This window comes from Streptomyces sp. NPDC051452, assembly GCF_044454765.1.
Lineage (GTDB): Bacteria > Actinomycetota > Actinomycetes > Streptomycetales > Streptomycetaceae > Streptomyces.
In genome coordinates this window covers 147,368-162,799 of the sequence record NZ_JBITEB010000017.1, presented here as the reverse complement: position 1 = coordinate 162,799, position 15,432 = coordinate 147,368, and the positions used below count along the sequence as shown (strand labels likewise).

17 protein-coding genes are annotated in these 15,432 nt (G+C 66.4%); 13 read left to right on the top strand and 4 right to left on the bottom strand.

Annotated features, from left to right (window positions below):
- Positions 1-127: 127 nt before the first annotated feature.
- Both ACIBA9_RS31280 and ACIBA9_RS31275 read right to left on the bottom strand, forming a co-directional pair.
- Positions 128-1,039 carry an HNH endonuclease gene (locus ACIBA9_RS31280; protein ID WP_399368291.1) on the bottom strand — a complete coding sequence of 304 codons (912 nt, stop codon included), beginning with the start codon at positions 1,037-1,039 and terminating at the stop codon, positions 128-130.
- A 484-nt stretch (positions 1,040-1,523) separates the two neighbouring features.
- Positions 1,524-2,171, bottom strand: a complete 648-nt coding sequence (locus tag ACIBA9_RS31275; protein ID WP_399368289.1) for a hypothetical protein — start codon at positions 2,169-2,171, stop codon at positions 1,524-1,526.
- A gap of 320 nt (positions 2,172-2,491) precedes the next feature.
- On the opposite strand from ACIBA9_RS31275, the gene ACIBA9_RS31270 reads away from it, so the two are divergent.
- Complete coding sequence (locus tag ACIBA9_RS31270; protein ID WP_399368287.1) at positions 2,492-3,067, top strand: DUF4365 domain-containing protein; 576 nt, start codon at positions 2,492-2,494, stop codon at positions 3,065-3,067.
- Positions 3,067-4,218, top strand: coding sequence for a hypothetical protein (locus tag ACIBA9_RS31265; RefSeq protein ID WP_399368285.1), 1,152 nt, complete (start codon positions 3,067-3,069; stop codon positions 4,216-4,218). Before ACIBA9_RS31270 ends, ACIBA9_RS31265 begins: the two co-directional genes overlap by 1 nt.
- Before the next feature lie 292 nt (positions 4,219-4,510).
- On the opposite strand, the gene ACIBA9_RS31260 is transcribed toward ACIBA9_RS31265, so the two are convergent.
- The gene (locus tag ACIBA9_RS31260; RefSeq protein WP_399368283.1) at positions 4,511-5,206 is read right to left on the bottom strand and encodes an HAD family hydrolase; all 696 of its coding nucleotides are present in this window, start codon (positions 5,204-5,206) and stop codon (positions 4,511-4,513) included.
- Positions 5,196-6,062, bottom strand: a complete 867-nt coding sequence (locus ACIBA9_RS31255; protein WP_399368281.1) for a GntR family transcriptional regulator — start codon at positions 6,060-6,062, stop codon at positions 5,196-5,198. Before ACIBA9_RS31255 ends, ACIBA9_RS31260 begins: the two co-directional genes overlap by 11 nt.
- Before the next feature lie 814 nt (positions 6,063-6,876).
- Here ACIBA9_RS31255 and ACIBA9_RS31250 point away from each other — a divergent pair.
- The 11 genes from ACIBA9_RS31250 (at position 6,877) to ACIBA9_RS31200 (ending at position 15,415) form a co-directional block, all read left to right on the top strand.
- Complete coding sequence (locus tag ACIBA9_RS31250; RefSeq protein ID WP_399368279.1) at positions 6,877-7,146, top strand: DUF6284 family protein; 270 nt, start codon at positions 6,877-6,879, stop codon at positions 7,144-7,146.
- Positions 7,143-8,003 (top strand): protein spdB, encoded by an 861-nt coding sequence (locus ACIBA9_RS31245; protein ID WP_399368277.1) that lies wholly within the window; start codon positions 7,143-7,145, stop codon positions 8,001-8,003. Before ACIBA9_RS31250 ends, ACIBA9_RS31245 begins: the two co-directional genes overlap by 4 nt.
- Complete coding sequence (locus ACIBA9_RS31240) at positions 8,003-8,350, top strand: RRQRL motif-containing zinc-binding protein (RefSeq protein ID WP_399368275.1); 348 nt, start codon at positions 8,003-8,005, stop codon at positions 8,348-8,350. The genes ACIBA9_RS31245 and ACIBA9_RS31240 overlap by 1 nt, the downstream gene beginning before the upstream one ends.
- Before the next feature lies 1 nt (position 8,351).
- A complete protein-coding gene (locus tag ACIBA9_RS31235) occupies positions 8,352-8,669 on the top strand; it encodes a hypothetical protein (RefSeq protein ID WP_399368273.1) in 318 nt (105 codons plus the stop codon).
- Between the two features lie 2 nt (positions 8,670-8,671).
- Positions 8,672-8,842 carry a pRL2-8 gene (locus tag ACIBA9_RS31230; RefSeq protein WP_399368271.1) on the top strand — a complete coding sequence of 57 codons (171 nt, stop codon included), beginning with the start codon at positions 8,672-8,674 and terminating at the stop codon, positions 8,840-8,842.
- 150 nt (positions 8,843-8,992) lie between these two features.
- Positions 8,993-11,104 (top strand): FtsK/SpoIIIE domain-containing protein, encoded by a 2,112-nt coding sequence (locus ACIBA9_RS31225; protein ID WP_399368269.1) that lies wholly within the window; start codon positions 8,993-8,995, stop codon positions 11,102-11,104.
- A gap of 204 nt (positions 11,105-11,308) precedes the next feature.
- On the top strand, positions 11,309-11,776 hold the full coding sequence (locus ACIBA9_RS31220; protein ID WP_399368267.1) for a hypothetical protein: 468 nt from the start codon (positions 11,309-11,311) through the stop codon (positions 11,774-11,776).
- Positions 11,777-11,794: 18 nt separating this feature from the next.
- A complete protein-coding gene (locus tag ACIBA9_RS31215; protein ID WP_399368265.1) occupies positions 11,795-12,271 on the top strand; it encodes a hypothetical protein in 477 nt (158 codons plus the stop codon).
- An 88-nt stretch (positions 12,272-12,359) separates the two neighbouring features.
- Complete coding sequence (locus ACIBA9_RS31210; RefSeq protein ID WP_399368263.1) at positions 12,360-13,097, top strand: DNA methylase; 738 nt, start codon at positions 12,360-12,362, stop codon at positions 13,095-13,097.
- Positions 13,094-13,933 (top strand): bifunctional DNA primase/polymerase, encoded by an 840-nt coding sequence (locus tag ACIBA9_RS31205; RefSeq protein WP_399368261.1) that lies wholly within the window; start codon positions 13,094-13,096, stop codon positions 13,931-13,933. Before ACIBA9_RS31210 ends, ACIBA9_RS31205 begins: the two co-directional genes overlap by 4 nt.
- A gap of 3 nt (positions 13,934-13,936) precedes the next feature.
- On the top strand, positions 13,937-15,415 hold the full coding sequence (locus ACIBA9_RS31200) for an ATP-binding protein (RefSeq protein ID WP_399368259.1): 1,479 nt from the start codon (positions 13,937-13,939) through the stop codon (positions 15,413-15,415).
- Positions 15,416-15,432 lie beyond the last annotated feature (17 nt).

The window sequence follows — 15,432 nt, the reverse complement described above, 5'->3', positions numbered from 1 at the left end:
CAGAGCATCAGGGGGGGGCGTTCCAAGCGCGGCACTTTGCGGTGCAGCGCTCTGGGAGCGTACCTGTGACCACTGACAATCCAGTGCTGTGTAGGTCGTCTGTGGCTCGGCGGACCTGTGTGACGTTCTAGACGTTTCGTAGGTCTGCCTCGTACTCGGGGTTGAGCAGCTCGTCCTTCGGGGCGCCTCCCATGAGGGCGTGCCGCCCTCCGTGGCACTGAATGCAGAGCGTAATCAGGTTCTCTTCGTCGTTCTTGCCACCCTTGTGGACCGGCAGAATGTGATGAATCTGTAGCGACGCACCCTGTGCTGGAGTCCGCCCGCAGTCCTGGCAGGTGCGCTTGTCTCTGTCGAGGATCTTGTAGCGAAGCTTGATGGCCTCTCTGACGCGCGGCGGTCGCTTCTCCAGCGTCGGGAGTCTGTACGACCCTGGCGGGAGGGTTGGATCATCGACGTTGGAGATGATCTGCCAGCCCTCTTCTTCCAGCTCACGCAGCCGACGGGGCCACTCTTGAATCTTTGCCACATAGGCGAGCTGTTCCTTGTCGGCGGGGCGTGGGGAGATCGCCTTGAGGTAGTGAAGGAGCCGTGCCCGGCCAGCCGCGTCCTTGCCCCCGGGCTTCTTGAGCGTTCGTGCTTTCTTAGCCACCCTCCAACGGTCCGCCAGGTCCTCATCCGGTTCGTCCGCCGTCAGCCGGTAGTGGTCATTGGGAAGGTCGTCGCGGGTGACGCCAGATTCGACCGGCCAGCCGAACTCCACGCGCAGCTCCCGCACCCGCCTTGCCCACTCCGCAATGCCCGCCACACCCGCGAGGTGGTTGGCCGGCACGGGTTCTCCCACGTGATTACGCAGGTAGAGCAGTATGGCCTCGCGCGCCGACGCGATGCCGAGGCCCTTGTTCGCTTTGTTCAGCCCGTTGCGGAGACGGGCCGACAAGCCACCCAGCTCCGCAGCGAACTCCAGCCATGCCTCCCTCCCGACCGACGCCTCCTCAGCTCGCTCCAACACCTTTAGGTACTCGCTCGCGGCGACTCGCATGTTCGAGATCGCTTTGGCAGACCGTTCTTCGCCCTTAGATGGCATGTACCCCCCTGGCATCGTGATCGCTGGCGCAGCGTACGCCAGCAGGGCGGACTGTCCGACGTGGCGGATGCAAACATCCAAGCCTGCAAGCCGGGAACGAACTCGGGTCAGACAGACCGTTGCCTGCCAGGCAGTTTCATCTACTTCTGGCCCCTCTACACGGGCACCGCGATCCCGATCGACCAGTGGCGGTCGCGGATGTGGCTGGACACGTGGGTCTAGCTGGGCGGACACGCTACGAGGGCACGGCCGCCAGCCGTGCCCTCGTGGTCGTTGTTGGTCGTTGGCGGTCATAGCTGGCCGACCTCGGACGGCCCAGGCACGGCCCAGAGGTGGCCCACGGCAGATTCACAGCAAGCTCACCCTGACCTCTCTGACCTGCGGAAACGAGAAATCATGCCCTCCGCGATGGACCTTCCTGAAGGCCGCTGCACGCCTATTAACCGCTTTGGGGACCATCTGACCGGCTTGCGGAATAGCCTAGGGCGCCGATGTAGCTACCTAGCACCTCCGCCGGGACCTCATTTACGTCCCCGTCGAGCTGCACCCGGGCCGCCCTCACGAAGCGGTCGCGTTGCACGTTCAGCCGGTTGACCAGTCGGGGCGTGTACTCGACCAACTCACGAATTAGAACAGGATCAGTGTTGCCGCTCTCCCTGACGTAGCTGCCATGACGCTCGTAGGCCTCTTCACACTCTTCAACGAGCGTCGTGGTCTGTTCCAGTACGCGTTCCGCCTGCGCTGCCATGACCGGCGGCCCTACCATCTCCACCTCAAGCTTCGCGTGGAACAGCCTGCCGAAGGAGTCTGCCACCCCGCTGCCGATGGTCTGCCAGGTCTCAGTCTCCTCTGGGACCACGACATCGAGCATCCTTTGGCACGCATCCGCCGTCAGAGAGACCTCCTTGAGGAAGGTCACGTACGCGGTTCGGCGGGCGTCCAACCGGCGATGCCGACGTTGCTCCTCCCTATCTGCAACGCGCTCTCTCGACTCCTGCCGGCCTTTGAGCAACGTGAACAGGCCTGCGATCGTCGCGCCGCTGAGCGCAGATCCTGCACTGACGAGTGCTACCCCCAGTTGACTCATGCAGGCATCCAAGCATCGGGGCCACGCATGGCGTAGGCGATCGCGTGCATTCATGTCCGTCTGACATGCCATGGGCGGCATGCATAGCTTGGGGTCTCGGAGCCACTGCGGAATCCTGCTCGTGCTCCGACTGAGGTCGCGTCGATCGTCTATGGGGCCCGGCAAGGTTCGTCCGCCGCTAGCGGGCGATCAGGTACGCCAGAAGTCACACTGATGCCATGCTGGCACGGCATGTTATTGCAACATACCGGGGTAAAATACGTCGACTGCCGTTCAGTGCGTGCTGCCCCCATTGCGCTGAGTGCTCATCCTCCGTGACCATGGCCGAGCGAGGAGCGGAGCTGCGAAGTGCGGCAAGGGGGCGCTGGGTGGTGGGATTTCAGAGCGAGGTTTGGCAAGGCCACTTCGCCGAAGGGCTTGTCTGGGCGCTCTCTTGCGCTGCGGGGTTGAATCCCGGCAAACGAGCCCTTGATACGGACGGGGTCGACATTCAAATCGGATTCCCCGGTGCCGTTGGCACTATGCGCTATCCACTTATTGAGGCGCAGGTAAAATCTTGCTGTAACCCCCACTACGTGGGCGATTCATTCTCCTATTCGATTCCCGTAAAAAACTATAACGACTTGATCGGCTGTGTGGGCATAGATCTTCCGACTAGACGTTACCTGTTCCTCGTGCATACACCAGCCACGAAGGCCGAGTATGTGCTCTCAACTCACACATCTAGCAACTTCCAGCACGCCATTTACTGGGTCGACATCATGGATCACGACCCGATTGACCCTGAAATGCAATCCACAAAGAGGGTGCACGTCCCGCGTCAGAATCTTCTGACAGTTGACACCCTGACCCAGTTGGTTACAGGAGAGATTTTTCAGGGGAGGGAAGCGGTGTAATGATTGAACCCGGCGGCTTTCAATTCACTCAAGCAAGCGATCCACGCCGCATCTCCCTCTATCTAACAAGCCATGGGTGGATCTCACACGAGGAGCGCGGCGGCACATTGTGGGTCACTCAGGACCACGCTTACGAAGCGTTCATCCCTCGTCATCGCCAAATGCGGGGCTATCTTTCCTATGTTGCGACACTGTTGAAGACTCTGTCCGTCGCCGAAGGACGCAGCGAGGCAAAGATTTCGCTGGAGATTTCCGTTTCAGATGCTGACGTCCATTACATCCACACGGACCCCGATGCGGATCCGGGGACTACTCCAATCGAAGAAGGCGTCAAAGCCTTCGAAAGTCTACAGCAATGGGTTCTCTCAGGGGCGGTCTTGACCGCCGCACCTCAGGCCCGAGTGGTGCAGCCAGCGCGCAAGCCCACCAAGGCACTTGATTTCATGAGATCCGTCAGACTTGGCCCTACCTTTGAGGGCAGTTACATCCTGACCGCCTATATTCCCGTACCCGGCCGAATCGGTCAGACCGAGATCGAAGTGGACGACCCGCTAGTAAGGCAGGCTAGCCAACCTTTTGAGCGATCCGTTTCACTCAAACTCAGAGAGGCCACTAAGGAAGCACTCGGGGCCGCGAATGAAGTAATTCAAAGTAGCGAGGGGGTCGAGGCATTCACTCGACGAGCCGAATGCGGAGTTAATGCAAATCTCTGCGAGGCGCTAGCAGGATTCACCACTAAGGAAGGTGGCCAAGCGAAAATCGACGCTACATGGGCACTGTCGCGTCCAGTGGCACCGACGGCTCCCATCATCTTGAGTCGAGATCAGGTAAGTGTCCTGCGTGATGCCGCGAAAGAAATGCGGGCGACCGCACCAGAAGACGACGTTACGATCGTCGGCGCCGTGGTCAGACTCCACAGGGAGGGGGCTTTCGGTCCGGGAGAAGTCAGCGTTGCCGGAATTATCGAAGACCGAGTTAATAACCGCCTACGTCGCATCTGGCTAGAGCTGGCCGAAGTTGATTACTCCCTGGCCACTCGCGCCCACTACAGCGGAGTTACGGTTGAGGTGACGGGAAGCCTGGAGAAACGCGGCAACAGATCCGTTCTTCGGAATCCGTACAATTTCGCGGTCCGCCCCGATTTTCCTTGAGGGTTGCCTCCCAAACCCGCGTTCTATGCACATATCACATCAGCCGAATGGTCAGACCACAAGCGGCTTGATGAGGTAGGGAAGCTCTGACCGCATAGACGCACTCGGGTCGGCCCGCCCCCGCCAGCCTCCCGCGAGGCACACGGGCGGGCCTGACGGCCGCCGCCCAACGACCTCCGCTTTTCAGGCCGCGTCCTGGTGCGGTCTGGCGGGGTCATGGTGTCGTGACCGCTCGCTGTCGGCAGCCACTGTGCGCCGACATTGGCGTACGCGTTGGCCTACGCCCACCTGGCTACCGACCAGGGCATTTCGCGAGTGCCTCCGCGAGGGCGTCCATGGAACCGATCACCGCATCCGCCCCGGCGTCGGCCAGGGACACATCCTTGCCTTCCCGGTTGGCAAAGCCGATGGACCGGGCCCCCGCCGCGACGGCTGCCTCTACGTCGCTCACTGAATCGCCCACGAGTGTGCATCGTTCTGGAGCGACGCCCAAGAGACCGGAAGACCTTAGTAGGGAGTAGGGCGCGGGTTTCATCAAGTGTGGCTTATAGATGGGACGGCCGGAGATTTCCTGCACGAGAGATGACAGGTGATGTTCAGCAAGGTATTTCTGCACGCACTCTGCCGAGTTATTACTAACAATTGCTACGGTCCGTCCGGACGTTCTGGCTGCTTCGAGTGAAGCAACAGCACCCGGTGTCGGCTCGCCGGCCGCTTTGACAGCCGCAAGCTCGGACTCGATGAGGCGTTCTTCCACGGCTCGTAGTGCGCGCTCTCCGCCTTGTGGAGACAGGCGGAGAGCGTCCATGAAGTCCTTCCCCTCCATCTCCTTCGAGACCTCGTGACTGAACTCACGCATCGTCTCGACAAGATTTCTAGCGACTTCGGAAGCTGGAATTCCTGAAAAGACATCGCAGATGGGGCCGTCAAAGTCAAAGAAGACGCTCTCCGTGGCTTGGACAGCTTCCAGTAGTTGCCTACTTACCATCAGGGTTGAAATCCCTTCCGATGGTGGTCCAGACGCTGTCGAACCACATCCTGGCTTGGTCTACCTGCTGGGCTCCGCTAGACGTCTCGCCCTCGTTCACGGAGTAGTGAAACAAGGTGGCGTCCGGCCCGATCAGGTCGAAGATCTCAACAGCCTCACCCTGCACGACCACCTTGTTGGGTCGAATCGGGTAGTACCCGAAGAACGCGTCCTCTTGATTGATCACATAGAGTTTGAAGAACTGGGTCCCGCTGTGCACTCGGACTTGAACTTTGGTCTCGGGTACGAGTCCAAGAAGGCTCAGCTCGTGGACTTGATTGGAAATCCCCCGCGTGAAACCAACCATCAAGTCGTGCATGCGCATTCGAAGCCGGGGGTCATCGGCGCCGTCGGTTTTCAGTACCGGAGCCGCTTGCGGCACGAACATATCCGGAACCAAAATGCGGATCGTGATGCTTGCTGGGGTGAGTCGACCTACCCGAATCTTATCGATCGGATCCTGAAGGGCCGCGTGTAGCGTTTCGCTCGAAAAACCGGCGAAGTCGATAGATACATTCTGGCTCGTGAACGCTTGCTCCACGTATGGGCGAAGTCCGGCAGGGCGTTCGGTCCTGTTTCGAACGAAGACCCCGCTTCCCTTCCGTGAAACGACCAGCCCCTCATCCTCAAGGTCGCGAAGGGCTCGCTGGATCGTGGCCCGAGCGAATCCGTACAGCTCGGTCAGTTTGCTGTGCGACGGCAGTTTTTCGCCCGGAGCGAGCCTTTTTGTGCGGATGGCGGCACTCAAGCTACTCGCCACCTGCTCGTAGGGGGGCCGGCTGTCGTCGGGATCCAAAGGCTCGGGCGTGAAGGTCATGCCCCAATGCTACGGCCCCGGCAGGCCATCGAGACAGCCAGGACAGCCAGGTGTTGACATGGCTAGCCATGCTGGCTACGTTGTGTCCATCGCAACCAGGCTAGCCAAGTTGGCCAGGTGGTGAAGGGTCGAGCTGTGCGGTAACGCTCAGGCCCGTTACCAGCCCTGAGCTGGGCGTCTTTGAGAACAGAAGAGTGATCGTGCAGGGCTGACGCGAGAGCGGCGGTTGCGGCAGGTGTCTAGGGCGAGGGCCCGGGGACAGACCACCGTGACGCACGTGGCTCTCCTCCTACGCGTCTGGCAGGCGCCACCCAGCTTTGGGTGGGGAGAAGCACAGCGGGGCCCTAATGCACGTGGCGGAAAGAGTGAGACCGCCCCCGCGTCGGCCGGGTGATGCCGTCGGCGGTACGCCGTCCTGCACCGAATCAGTGCAGACCGCCCTGCTGGCGTCAGAGCAGTGATGATGACGCACCCGATCATCCGGCTCGGGACCGGTGCACCGTGAACGGCGCATCGATGAAGCCGTGTTCCTGCGATGTGCGGGAGGTCGGTGTGAGCCGACGACATACGTAAGGCGCCGCCGGGGGGACCGGCCGGCGGTCCCCGATCAGCTCTCTTCCGGTCCTTTGCCTGGGCTCGCAGCGCTGGGGCGCTGCGGCCGGCTGCCTCTCCCGTCCGTACGGCCCGCCTTGCTCGGTGCTGGACGGACGGGAGCGCGGGGAGCCGGAGTCCGACTCCAACGGCGCGCACCCCCGGAGCGGCAACTCCGGGGGTGCTGTTCGGGCCGTCCACCCTTCGAGAGGAACACGACCCAATGGACCACATCGTCACTGTTCAGGACGCTGTTACCGCGTTCGCCGAGTTCATGGAGCCGACGAACGGGGAGCTGCACGCGATCCAGGGTGAGATGCCGCTGATCCTGGCGGAAGTCGAGCTGCTGGACGCGCACATCATCACCTTGGACCGCATCCCGTCCGAGCTGGACGCCCGTCGGATCCGCCGGGCCCGTCGCCGGGTGCTGGCGGAGCGGGCGGCGCTGACCAACCGCAACGCCGCGGTGACGCTGCCCGGGGGTGCGGCGTGAAAGGCAAGACCGTACTGCCCGCCGTTGCGATGACGGCGGTATCCATGGTTCTCACTCTGGCCGTGGTCGTTATATGGCTGGGCACCGCGGTGCCCTGGCCCGTCGCGCTGGTCGTCGGTCTCGGCATCGACGGCGGTTGGCTCGCAACCCTCGCCTACGAGCGGCGCCTGGCCGCGCAGGGCGACCACAACCCGGTGGTGACCGGTATCGGCTGGGCCTTCGGTGCCGTCGCGACCGGTGTTCTGATCGTCCATGCTCTTACCGCCGGCGATTCTGCGGGCGCGTGGCTGGCCGTGGCCTGGCTGCCGATCGCGGCCAAGGCGTTGTGGCTGGTGCACGGGCTGTGGGAGCGCACCGCGCTCACCACGGTCGCGCTCGACCAGATCCGTGAGATTCAGCAGAGTGCCCGCGATGACGCTGCCGTTGCCCGCGCCTGGCTTCGCGCCGAAGCCTCCACCGAGGAGACCCGCCTCGACGCCGTGACGGCGGCCGGGGCACGCGTCGCACGGGTGCAGTCCAAGACTGCCAAGCGGCTGTCCCACGCGTGGTCTGAACTGGAATCGGCCCGCAAGGGTGAGGGCACCGGCAGGGCACTGACCTGCGTGACGGCCCCCGTCACGCCCGACGTCGCATCCCGCTGGGAACTGCCCGTGTGGGGGCCTACGGAGCCGGTGCCGGCGCTGGAGCCGGCACCGGCGCTCACCGATGCGGCACTCGATGCGCTGGTGGATGAGATCCGCATCAGCCAGACCCCAGCCCTGTCCTACCGGGAGATGGCCGCCCGGTTCCGTGCGGCCGGCCACTCCGCCTCCGAGGTCCGCCTGCGCGCCGCCTGGAAGCGCGTGGCGGCCGCCTGATGGGCGCGCTGCCGGTGTTCCGGTGGCATCTGGCCCCGGACGGATACGCCACCCGCCGCCAACTCCGGGCCCGCGGACTGCGCCCCGGGGGCCAGGAAGTGGCGGCGCAACTCGAACGGCCGCGCCGTCGCCGGGCCCCGCTGGTCGCCCACCTGTACCTGGTCGACCTGGCCAAGCCTGTGCGGCCGATGACGTCGGCCCGGTGGGCGGCGCTGGCCAATGCCAACCGCGCTCGCCGGATCTGCCCCGAGTGCCGCCGTGACGCGGGCTATGTCATCCCGCCCTCACTCGGCATGTGCACCCCGTGCGCCTACCCCGAACCCCCTTCCGCCCTGAGGAGTGCCTGACATGGGCAAGCCCGACACCCGACGCCTGGACAAGGCCATCCAGCAGACCAGCCGCAAACTCGATGCGGTCCGCAACCGGGAGATGTGGCCGCTCGACGGCCGCGAACGGCGCGCAGTGCTCGCCGCGCTGGCCGGCGGCTCGTACCGCATCGCCCGCGGCAACAGCGCCGGCCGCGCCGAGCGGCAGATCGAGACCGCCTGGCAGTCCGCCGAAACACGGCTGGTCGCCGAGGTCGCCGCGCTCCAGGCGGAGCGACAGCGGGTCGTGAACGAGGCCGCCTCGGCGCGGGCGGCCAAGAAGTCGTCCGGGTGGTGGTGACCATGCCCGCTTCACAGACGCCGCCCGGGCAGTGCCCGCAGTGCTGGCAGCACGCCTACGACAAGTCCATTCACCGCAAGCTGGGACCGCGTGAGGACTGCCCGCAGTGCGTGGACCACATGATCAACGGCCACCCCTACACCGTGCCAAAGAAGGCATCCCGCTGGTGGTGACCGCGCGCCTGACTCGCTTCGGCGCTTGACGAACACCCCTTTCCCTTCTGCACGGGTCCGGTGGCTCTCCGCTCGACGGATCGAGCCCCGGGCCCGCCACACCCACCACTTCCCCCCAGCACGCCTGGGGGCAGTCAGGAGTACTCCGCCATGAGCACCATCGTCTCCCTGTTCAAGGACCCCGAGCCGCCCGAGCCGACCCCGGTCACCACCCTGACCGTGGTCCCCGATCCGCCGGCCGCACTCCCTGTACCGCGATGGGTGCGCTCCGGCCGCGCTCTGAAGCTGGCGGTCACCCACGAGAACACCAGGGCTTCCGCCCGCGCCGTGGCCCGGCACTCCCTCTACGTCGTCGGCGGCGCGAAGATCGTGGGCCGCAGGGCATGGGACGGCCGCACCGCGGCCCGCTACGAACGGTTCATGCGCACGGCGGAAGCCGCGGGGAACATGGAAGCGGCTGCCGAGTGGGAAGAGCGCGGGCAGCGCTACCGCGAGGCCCGCCACCGGCGCCGCATGGACCTGCTCCACTCCCCGCTGGACGCGGCCAAGGGCGCGGCCGTCGGCACCGGCATGGGCATCGGCGGCCTGGTCCTCCTCGGCATCGCCATGGCGGTAGCCACCAAGGATGCGTCCGACGTGGTCACGCCCTTGATGGCGGTGGTCAAGTTCATCAACCTGATGATCACGATCGTGCGAGTGGTGTGGGGCCCGGCCCTCACCCTCGGCCCGTTCCTCCTGCTGCTCGCCCTGTGGTCGGTCGGCGCCCACCAGAAAGCCGCACCGCAGTGGGCACTCCCGCCCAACGCCCGCACTGGCGACGGGGAACCGATCACACCCTCGATCGTGGTCAAGGCCCTGCGGGATCTCGGCGTGCCCGCACTGCGCAACGCGATCAAGGAGATGGGCGACGCCGGCGCCTCCATGCTGTCCCCGATCACGATCGCCGGATGCGGGGTGGAAGTCGATGTCACCCTGCCGTCCGGGGTGTCCACGATCGAGGTGCAAAACCGGCGGCGCAAGCTCGCCGAGAACCTCTCCCGGCACGAGCACGAAGTGTTCATCACCATCCCGCCGGCCGCCCGCACCGTGCGCCTGTGGATCGCGGACTCCGGGGCGCTGGACGAGCCGATCGGCCCCTCCCCGCTGGTCACGGACGACACGATGACCGCCGACTACGCCAAGGGCCGCGCCCCCTGGGGGCAGGACCTGCGCGGGGATGCCGCCGCCCTGAGCCTGTATCAGCGGCACCTGCTCATCACGGGTCTGTCCAACCAGGGCAAGACCGTCGCCCTGCGGTCCCTGGCCTTGTGGCTCGCGCTGGACAAGTCGGTGCAGTTCCTCATGGGTGATCTCAAAGGCGTGGGCGACTGGGCCATGTTCGACGGCCTCGCCCGCACCCTGATCCAGGGGCCGACCGATGAGCACGTCATCCAGGTGACGGAGATGGTCGAGGGCGCGGTGGAGGAGATGAACCGCCGTCTCATGGCGCCGCCCGGAACCGTCTTCCCCGCGCTGATCGTGCTGGTCGACGAGGCACAGGTCGCCTTCATGTGCCCGGTCAAGGACGACGACGGCCGCTACTACGGCGGCTCCAAGGCCACCTCCCGCTACTTCATGGCCGTCCGCAAGATCCACAACCAGGGGCGTGCGGTGAACGTCCTGATGTGGCAGGGCACCCAGGACCCCACCGACCAGAACCTTCCCAAGCTCGTGCGCGAGGGCGCCCACACCCGCGCCTCCCTCGCGCTGGGCACCGAGTCGCAGGCCCGGATGGCGCTGGGCGACAAGGCTGTTGACGGCGGCGCCGCGCCGAACCTGCTGCGCCCGGGTCTGGATCAGGGCACCCTCGTTGTCGCGTCGTCCGGCATCGACATTCCCAAGGGCCAGTCGTCCATCACGGTCCGCACGCACTACGTCGATGACGACGCGGCCAAGGCCATCATCGACCGTGCCAAGGCCCTGCGCGATGGCGTCACCACCCTCACCGTGATCGAGCGGGGCGAGACCCGTGATGCCCTCGCCGACATCGCCTCCGTCCTCGGCACCGCCTCCCGTGTGCTGACCGCCGACGTCCTCAAGCGGCTCTCCGCGCTCAGCGAGGACGCCTACGGCGCGTGGACCCCCGGGGACCTCAAGCGTGTGCTGGAGGACGCCGGCGCGGAGCCGTACAAGTCCGACGGCCGCATGGTCGTCGGCCGTGACCGCGTCGCCCGCGCCCTCGCCAACCGCGACGCAGACGGTTCCGCTTCCACCGCCGGATGACAGGGAGCCAACCCGACACGGGGCAGGGAGGCAGGGAGAACTCCCTGAACGCCTCCCTGCCCCCACTCCCTGGCTCTGAGCTGCACGAATGATCTATCAGGGAGTTAGGGAGGCGCGCAGGTCAGACCCCCGAAACCCCCCTCGCCAGCACCCCCGGCGGGGGGTCTTCTTGCCTCCCTGCTCCACCACCGGAAGGGATTCCACATGTCCCCCGAACCCACCCACCACGCACCCGCCGGCCGGATCGTCGACGCCCACCAACCGTCCCCCATCACCCCCGCCGCGGTCATCCCGGCACCCGTAGTCGCGGTCCAGCCGGACGGGGTGCCGACGGTCGCGAGCGTGGTCCTGCCGGACGGCCGAGTCGTCACCGGCTACGCGATCAACCACGCCCGGCCCGAACCGGTCGCAGCGAAGCCGGTCGTCTCCCGCGCAGCCGTCAACGTCGCCCTCGGCGGTGTCGGCTTCCTCGCCGTCTGCGGGGGACTACTGCTGCTCACCGCGTTCATCACCGCGCTCGCCGCGCTGGTGCAACAGCTCATCATCCTCGCCGCGGTCATCTTCGGCGGCTTCATCGCTGTCCAGGTGCTCACCGGTAAGGGCCACCACAAGGCCGGGACCACGGTGAATATCCGCCGCGCGGTCTTCAAGCGCAACCACTTCCACGGCTGAGAAAGAGACGAGACACCCGTGTTCGAGATCCGGATCATCTGCACCCCCGACGACACCGGCCACGTGGTCGCCGCACTCGACCGGGCGTTCACCGCCGGGACGGTGAGCGTCTACCCCACCCGCGACGGCACGAAGAACCGCCTCTACGTCCGCGCCGCCCACAAGAACACACCCCCGACGGACGCCACGCCCTGGCCCACCCCAGAGCAGGCCTACGCCGAGGCCCCCAGTATCAACAGCGAGATCGGCTGGACCGCCCGCACCCTCGCCGAGACTCCGTGCTTCACCACGCTGGGACGCGAGTTCTACCTGCGCAAAGCTGCGCTGCTCGACCGCATCGCCCTCCTGGACGAACGAGAGACGCCGGGTGACGCGACCGTGACCGCCGACGCGGCGGCCCTCGCCCTGCTCGACCTCGACGAGCCGGACGTGATCTGCGCTCCTCGCGCCTACGTTCGCCAGCAGTACTCGCGCTGGCTCGCCAACCACCAGTAGCTACGCCAAGGGCGGCCCCCGCATCTCGCCAAAGAACCGGGGCCGCCCTTGCCAGCCAGAACCCGTCAAGGAACTGGAGACATCCAGCATGACGCAACCCACCATCATCCGGCGAGCGCGCGCCCTGCCCAGCACTTTCTCGGTGTTGGACGCCTACTCGTGCATCGGCGGCGCGACACGGGGGTACCGGCTCGCGTTCCCCGGTTGCCGCATCGTCGGTGTCGACAGGGAAGCGCAACCGGACTACTGCGGTGACGACTTCCACCAGGGCGACGCGATCGAGTTCATCCGCGCCCACGGCCACGAATTCGACTTCATCCACGCCTCGCCCCCCTGCCAGGGAGAGGGCGCGCCCACCAAGGGCACGAACGCCCGGCGCAACGCGGTCATCGGCCGGACCTACCCGAGGCTCATCGCCCCGACCCGGGCCGCGCTGGAAGCCACGGGCCGGCCGTACGTGATCGAGAACGTCGCCGGGTCCGAGGTCCGTAAGGACATCCGGCTGTGTGGGGAACAGTTCGGCCTCGCCGTGCTGATGCACCGTTACTTCGAACTCGGCCGCTGGACAGCCGTACAACCCGCGCACCCCAGGCACCGCGGACGGGTACGCGGATGGCGGCACGGCGAGTACCACGACGGCCCCTACGTCGCCGCCTACGGCGCCGGCGGCGGCAAAGCAACCGTGGCGGAGATCCGGCAGGCCAAGGGCATCGACTGGTCCACCGACCACCTCCGCCTACGCGAGGCCCTGCCTCCCGCCTACACCGAATGGCTCGGCCGCGCCTTCCTCGACGACCGGCTCACTGCCCTGGGTGTGGCGGCATGAGCGAGCACCTGCGCACCGCGCTACGCCTGGCCGCCGACGGGGTGCCCGTGCTTCCCCTGCGCCGGGGGAAGCTGCCGTTCGGGAACTGTCCCGCCTGCGCGCTGAACGCCTGCGGCGGCCGGCCGAACATGAAGACACCGGGGCCCTGCGGCTGCCCGCGGCCGTGCCACGGCTGGGCCGCCGCCACCACCGACCCGCACGTGCTCACCTCATCTGCCTGGGTGTCGGCGTGGCGACACGCGGCGGCCGTGGCCTACCACCCCGGTGGCACGGGGCTCACGGTGGTTGACCTGGACAACGCGGCGGCCGTCGCGTGGGCCCGCGAGACCCTGCCCGCCACCCGCACTGTTGCGACGACGCGGGGCGAGCACTGGGTGTATCGGGGCGTCATGCCGTCCTCGAACGGCGTACGGCCCGGCGTCGACATCAAGTCCCTTATGGGATATGCCCGTTGCCTGGGAAACGGCACGGGCGTCACAGCTCCTCTGCCGGACGCTGTCCGCGCGTTGGCAGTAAGGGAACCGGCCCCGCCCCGCAGGGCGCCACAAAGCCGCACAGTGCCTCTGAGGGGCCATGGGGGCGAGTGCCCGCACCGCACTCCGACCTACCTGGAGCGCGGGATTTCCATGGCTGTGCAGCGGATCACCGGCGCTCGCAGCGCCGTGCACGCGACCGTGTACCGGACGTTCCTCGCGGTGCTGTCTACGCACGGCCGGTGTGGCTGCCTCACCGACGCTCATGTCACCCGGCTGTTCAACGCCGCGCAGGCCAAGGGCGAATCCCTGCGGCACTGCGCCGACGCGTGGACCAACGCCCTGACGACTTTGGGGATGTGAGTCATGGCCGAGGACGACAAGACTCCGGCCCGGCAGATCATCACCGACTACGCGCAAGCGCACTTCCGGTACTTCCGCACCATCGACGGGACCGTGTACGCGCAGCGCAACGGCCACCCCGTCGCCCGACCCATCCGCTCCCAGGGCACAACCGGGAGCCACCGGCAGGAACTCATCGTCGGCATGTACAGGGACGGCATCGGCGTGTTCAACGGCACGGCACTCAAGGAGGCACTCGACTTGATCGAAGCACTCGCCCTGACCGAGGACGTACAGCCCACCCACATCCGCGTCGCGCCCGGATTCGACGGTGCGACCTGGCTCGACCTGGGCCGCGACGACGGCAAGTCCGTCCGCATCCACCCCACCGGCTGGAACATCCTCACCCCCGACCCGCAGGAAGTCTGCTGGCGGCGCACCCAGCTCACCGGCGAACTCCCCCTCCCGGCCCAGGACACCAACGGCAAGGGCATCGATCTCCTGCTGCGCCTGTGCAACTTCGCCAGCGCCGAATCCGAGTGCCTGGCCATCGCCTGGCTGATCGGCTGCCTGGAACCTTCCGTGCCCGTGCCCGCGCCGTTCCTCACCGGCCCCCAAGGGGCGGGCAAGTCCACCGGCGGCCGGATGCTCGTGCGGATCATCGAAGGGATGAGCGGTGACCTGCGCCGGGCACCGAAGGACGAGGAGAACATGATCACGGCCGTGGCCGCCGGCTGGGTCACCGCCCTGGACAACCTCTCCCACCTGCCCCCGGACCTGTCGGACCTCATGTGCTGCATCGTGACCGGCGCCGAGAGCATCAAGCGCGCGCTGTTCACCGACGGGGATGTCGTCCGCTCCCGCTACCGGCGCCCCATGCTCCTGACCGGCATCGACGTCGGCGTCATCCGGCCCGACCTCGCCGAACGCCTCCTCCCACTGCGTCTCGTGCGGCCCCGGGTACGGCGCACCGAGGCAGAGCTGTGGGCGGAGTATGCGGAGATTCTGCCGGTCGTCCTCGGCTCCCTGCTGGACCTGACAGTGAAGGTGCGGGCGGCGCAGGCGGAGACTCCCACCGATCTTCGGATGGCGGACTTCGCGCACCTGTGCGCGCAGCTCGATGCGGCCACCGGCTTCGGCTCGCTCACCGCGTATCGGGCGAGCCTCGATGACCTCAACGACGACGTTATCGAAGGCGACCTCCTCGCGCAGACGGTTCTCAAGCACGCGGCCGGACTCGACGCGGGCGCGGAAGTCCGCATGACGTCCTCCGAGTGGCTGCACTGCCTCACCGGCCTCTACAGCGGCGAAGAGTGCCGTCCCCTGCCCAAAGGCTGGCCCACCACCGGCAAGGTGCTCTCCGACCGGCTCAAGCGGCTACAGCCGACCCTCGCCGCACGCGGCGTCCTCATCGACTGGGGCCGCACCAAAACGGCCCGCTACATCGAAATGACCCGCAGCACCCCGCTCACGCTCCCGCACGAGCAGGAAGCGGCGTTCTGACCCGCGCCACCCGGTGG

What these genes read in the sequence shown, in the direction of transcription:
- ACIBA9_RS31200 (WP_399368259.1), top strand. Translation starts at nt 13,937, where the DNA reads ATGGCCGAGGACGACAAGACTCCGGCCCGGCAGATCATCACCGACTAC.
- ACIBA9_RS31220 (WP_399368267.1), top strand. Translation starts at nt 11,309, where the DNA reads ATGTCCCCCGAACCCACCCACCACGCACCCGCCGGCCGGATCGTCGAC.
- ACIBA9_RS31235 (WP_399368273.1), top strand. Translation starts at nt 8,352, where the DNA reads ATGGGCAAGCCCGACACCCGACGCCTGGACAAGGCCATCCAGCAGACC.
- ACIBA9_RS31275 (WP_399368289.1), bottom strand. Translation starts at nt 2,171, where the DNA reads ATGAGTCAACTGGGGGTAGCACTCGTCAGTGCAGGATCTGCGCTCAGC.
- ACIBA9_RS31240 (WP_399368275.1), top strand. Translation starts at nt 8,003, where the DNA reads ATGGGCGCGCTGCCGGTGTTCCGGTGGCATCTGGCCCCGGACGGATAC.
- ACIBA9_RS31250 (WP_399368279.1), top strand. Translation starts at nt 6,877, where the DNA reads ATGGACCACATCGTCACTGTTCAGGACGCTGTTACCGCGTTCGCCGAG.
- ACIBA9_RS31230 (WP_399368271.1), top strand. Translation starts at nt 8,672, where the DNA reads ATGCCCGCTTCACAGACGCCGCCCGGGCAGTGCCCGCAGTGCTGGCAG.
- ACIBA9_RS31210 (WP_399368263.1), top strand. Translation starts at nt 12,360, where the DNA reads ATGACGCAACCCACCATCATCCGGCGAGCGCGCGCCCTGCCCAGCACT.
- ACIBA9_RS31260 (WP_399368283.1), bottom strand. Translation starts at nt 5,206, where the DNA reads ATGGTAAGTAGGCAACTACTGGAAGCTGTCCAAGCCACGGAGAGCGTC.
- ACIBA9_RS31225 (WP_399368269.1), top strand. Translation starts at nt 8,993, where the DNA reads ATGAGCACCATCGTCTCCCTGTTCAAGGACCCCGAGCCGCCCGAGCCG.
- ACIBA9_RS31270 (WP_399368287.1), top strand. Translation starts at nt 2,492, where the DNA reads ATGGCCGAGCGAGGAGCGGAGCTGCGAAGTGCGGCAAGGGGGCGCTGG.
- ACIBA9_RS31280 (WP_399368291.1), bottom strand. Translation starts at nt 1,039, where the DNA reads ATGCGAGTCGCCGCGAGCGAGTACCTAAAGGTGTTGGAGCGAGCTGAG.
- ACIBA9_RS31255 (WP_399368281.1), bottom strand. Translation starts at nt 6,062, where the DNA reads ATGACCTTCACGCCCGAGCCTTTGGATCCCGACGACAGCCGGCCCCCC.
- ACIBA9_RS31205 (WP_399368261.1), top strand. Translation starts at nt 13,094, where the DNA reads ATGAGCGAGCACCTGCGCACCGCGCTACGCCTGGCCGCCGACGGGGTG.
- ACIBA9_RS31265 (WP_399368285.1), top strand. Translation starts at nt 3,067, where the DNA reads ATGATTGAACCCGGCGGCTTTCAATTCACTCAAGCAAGCGATCCACGC.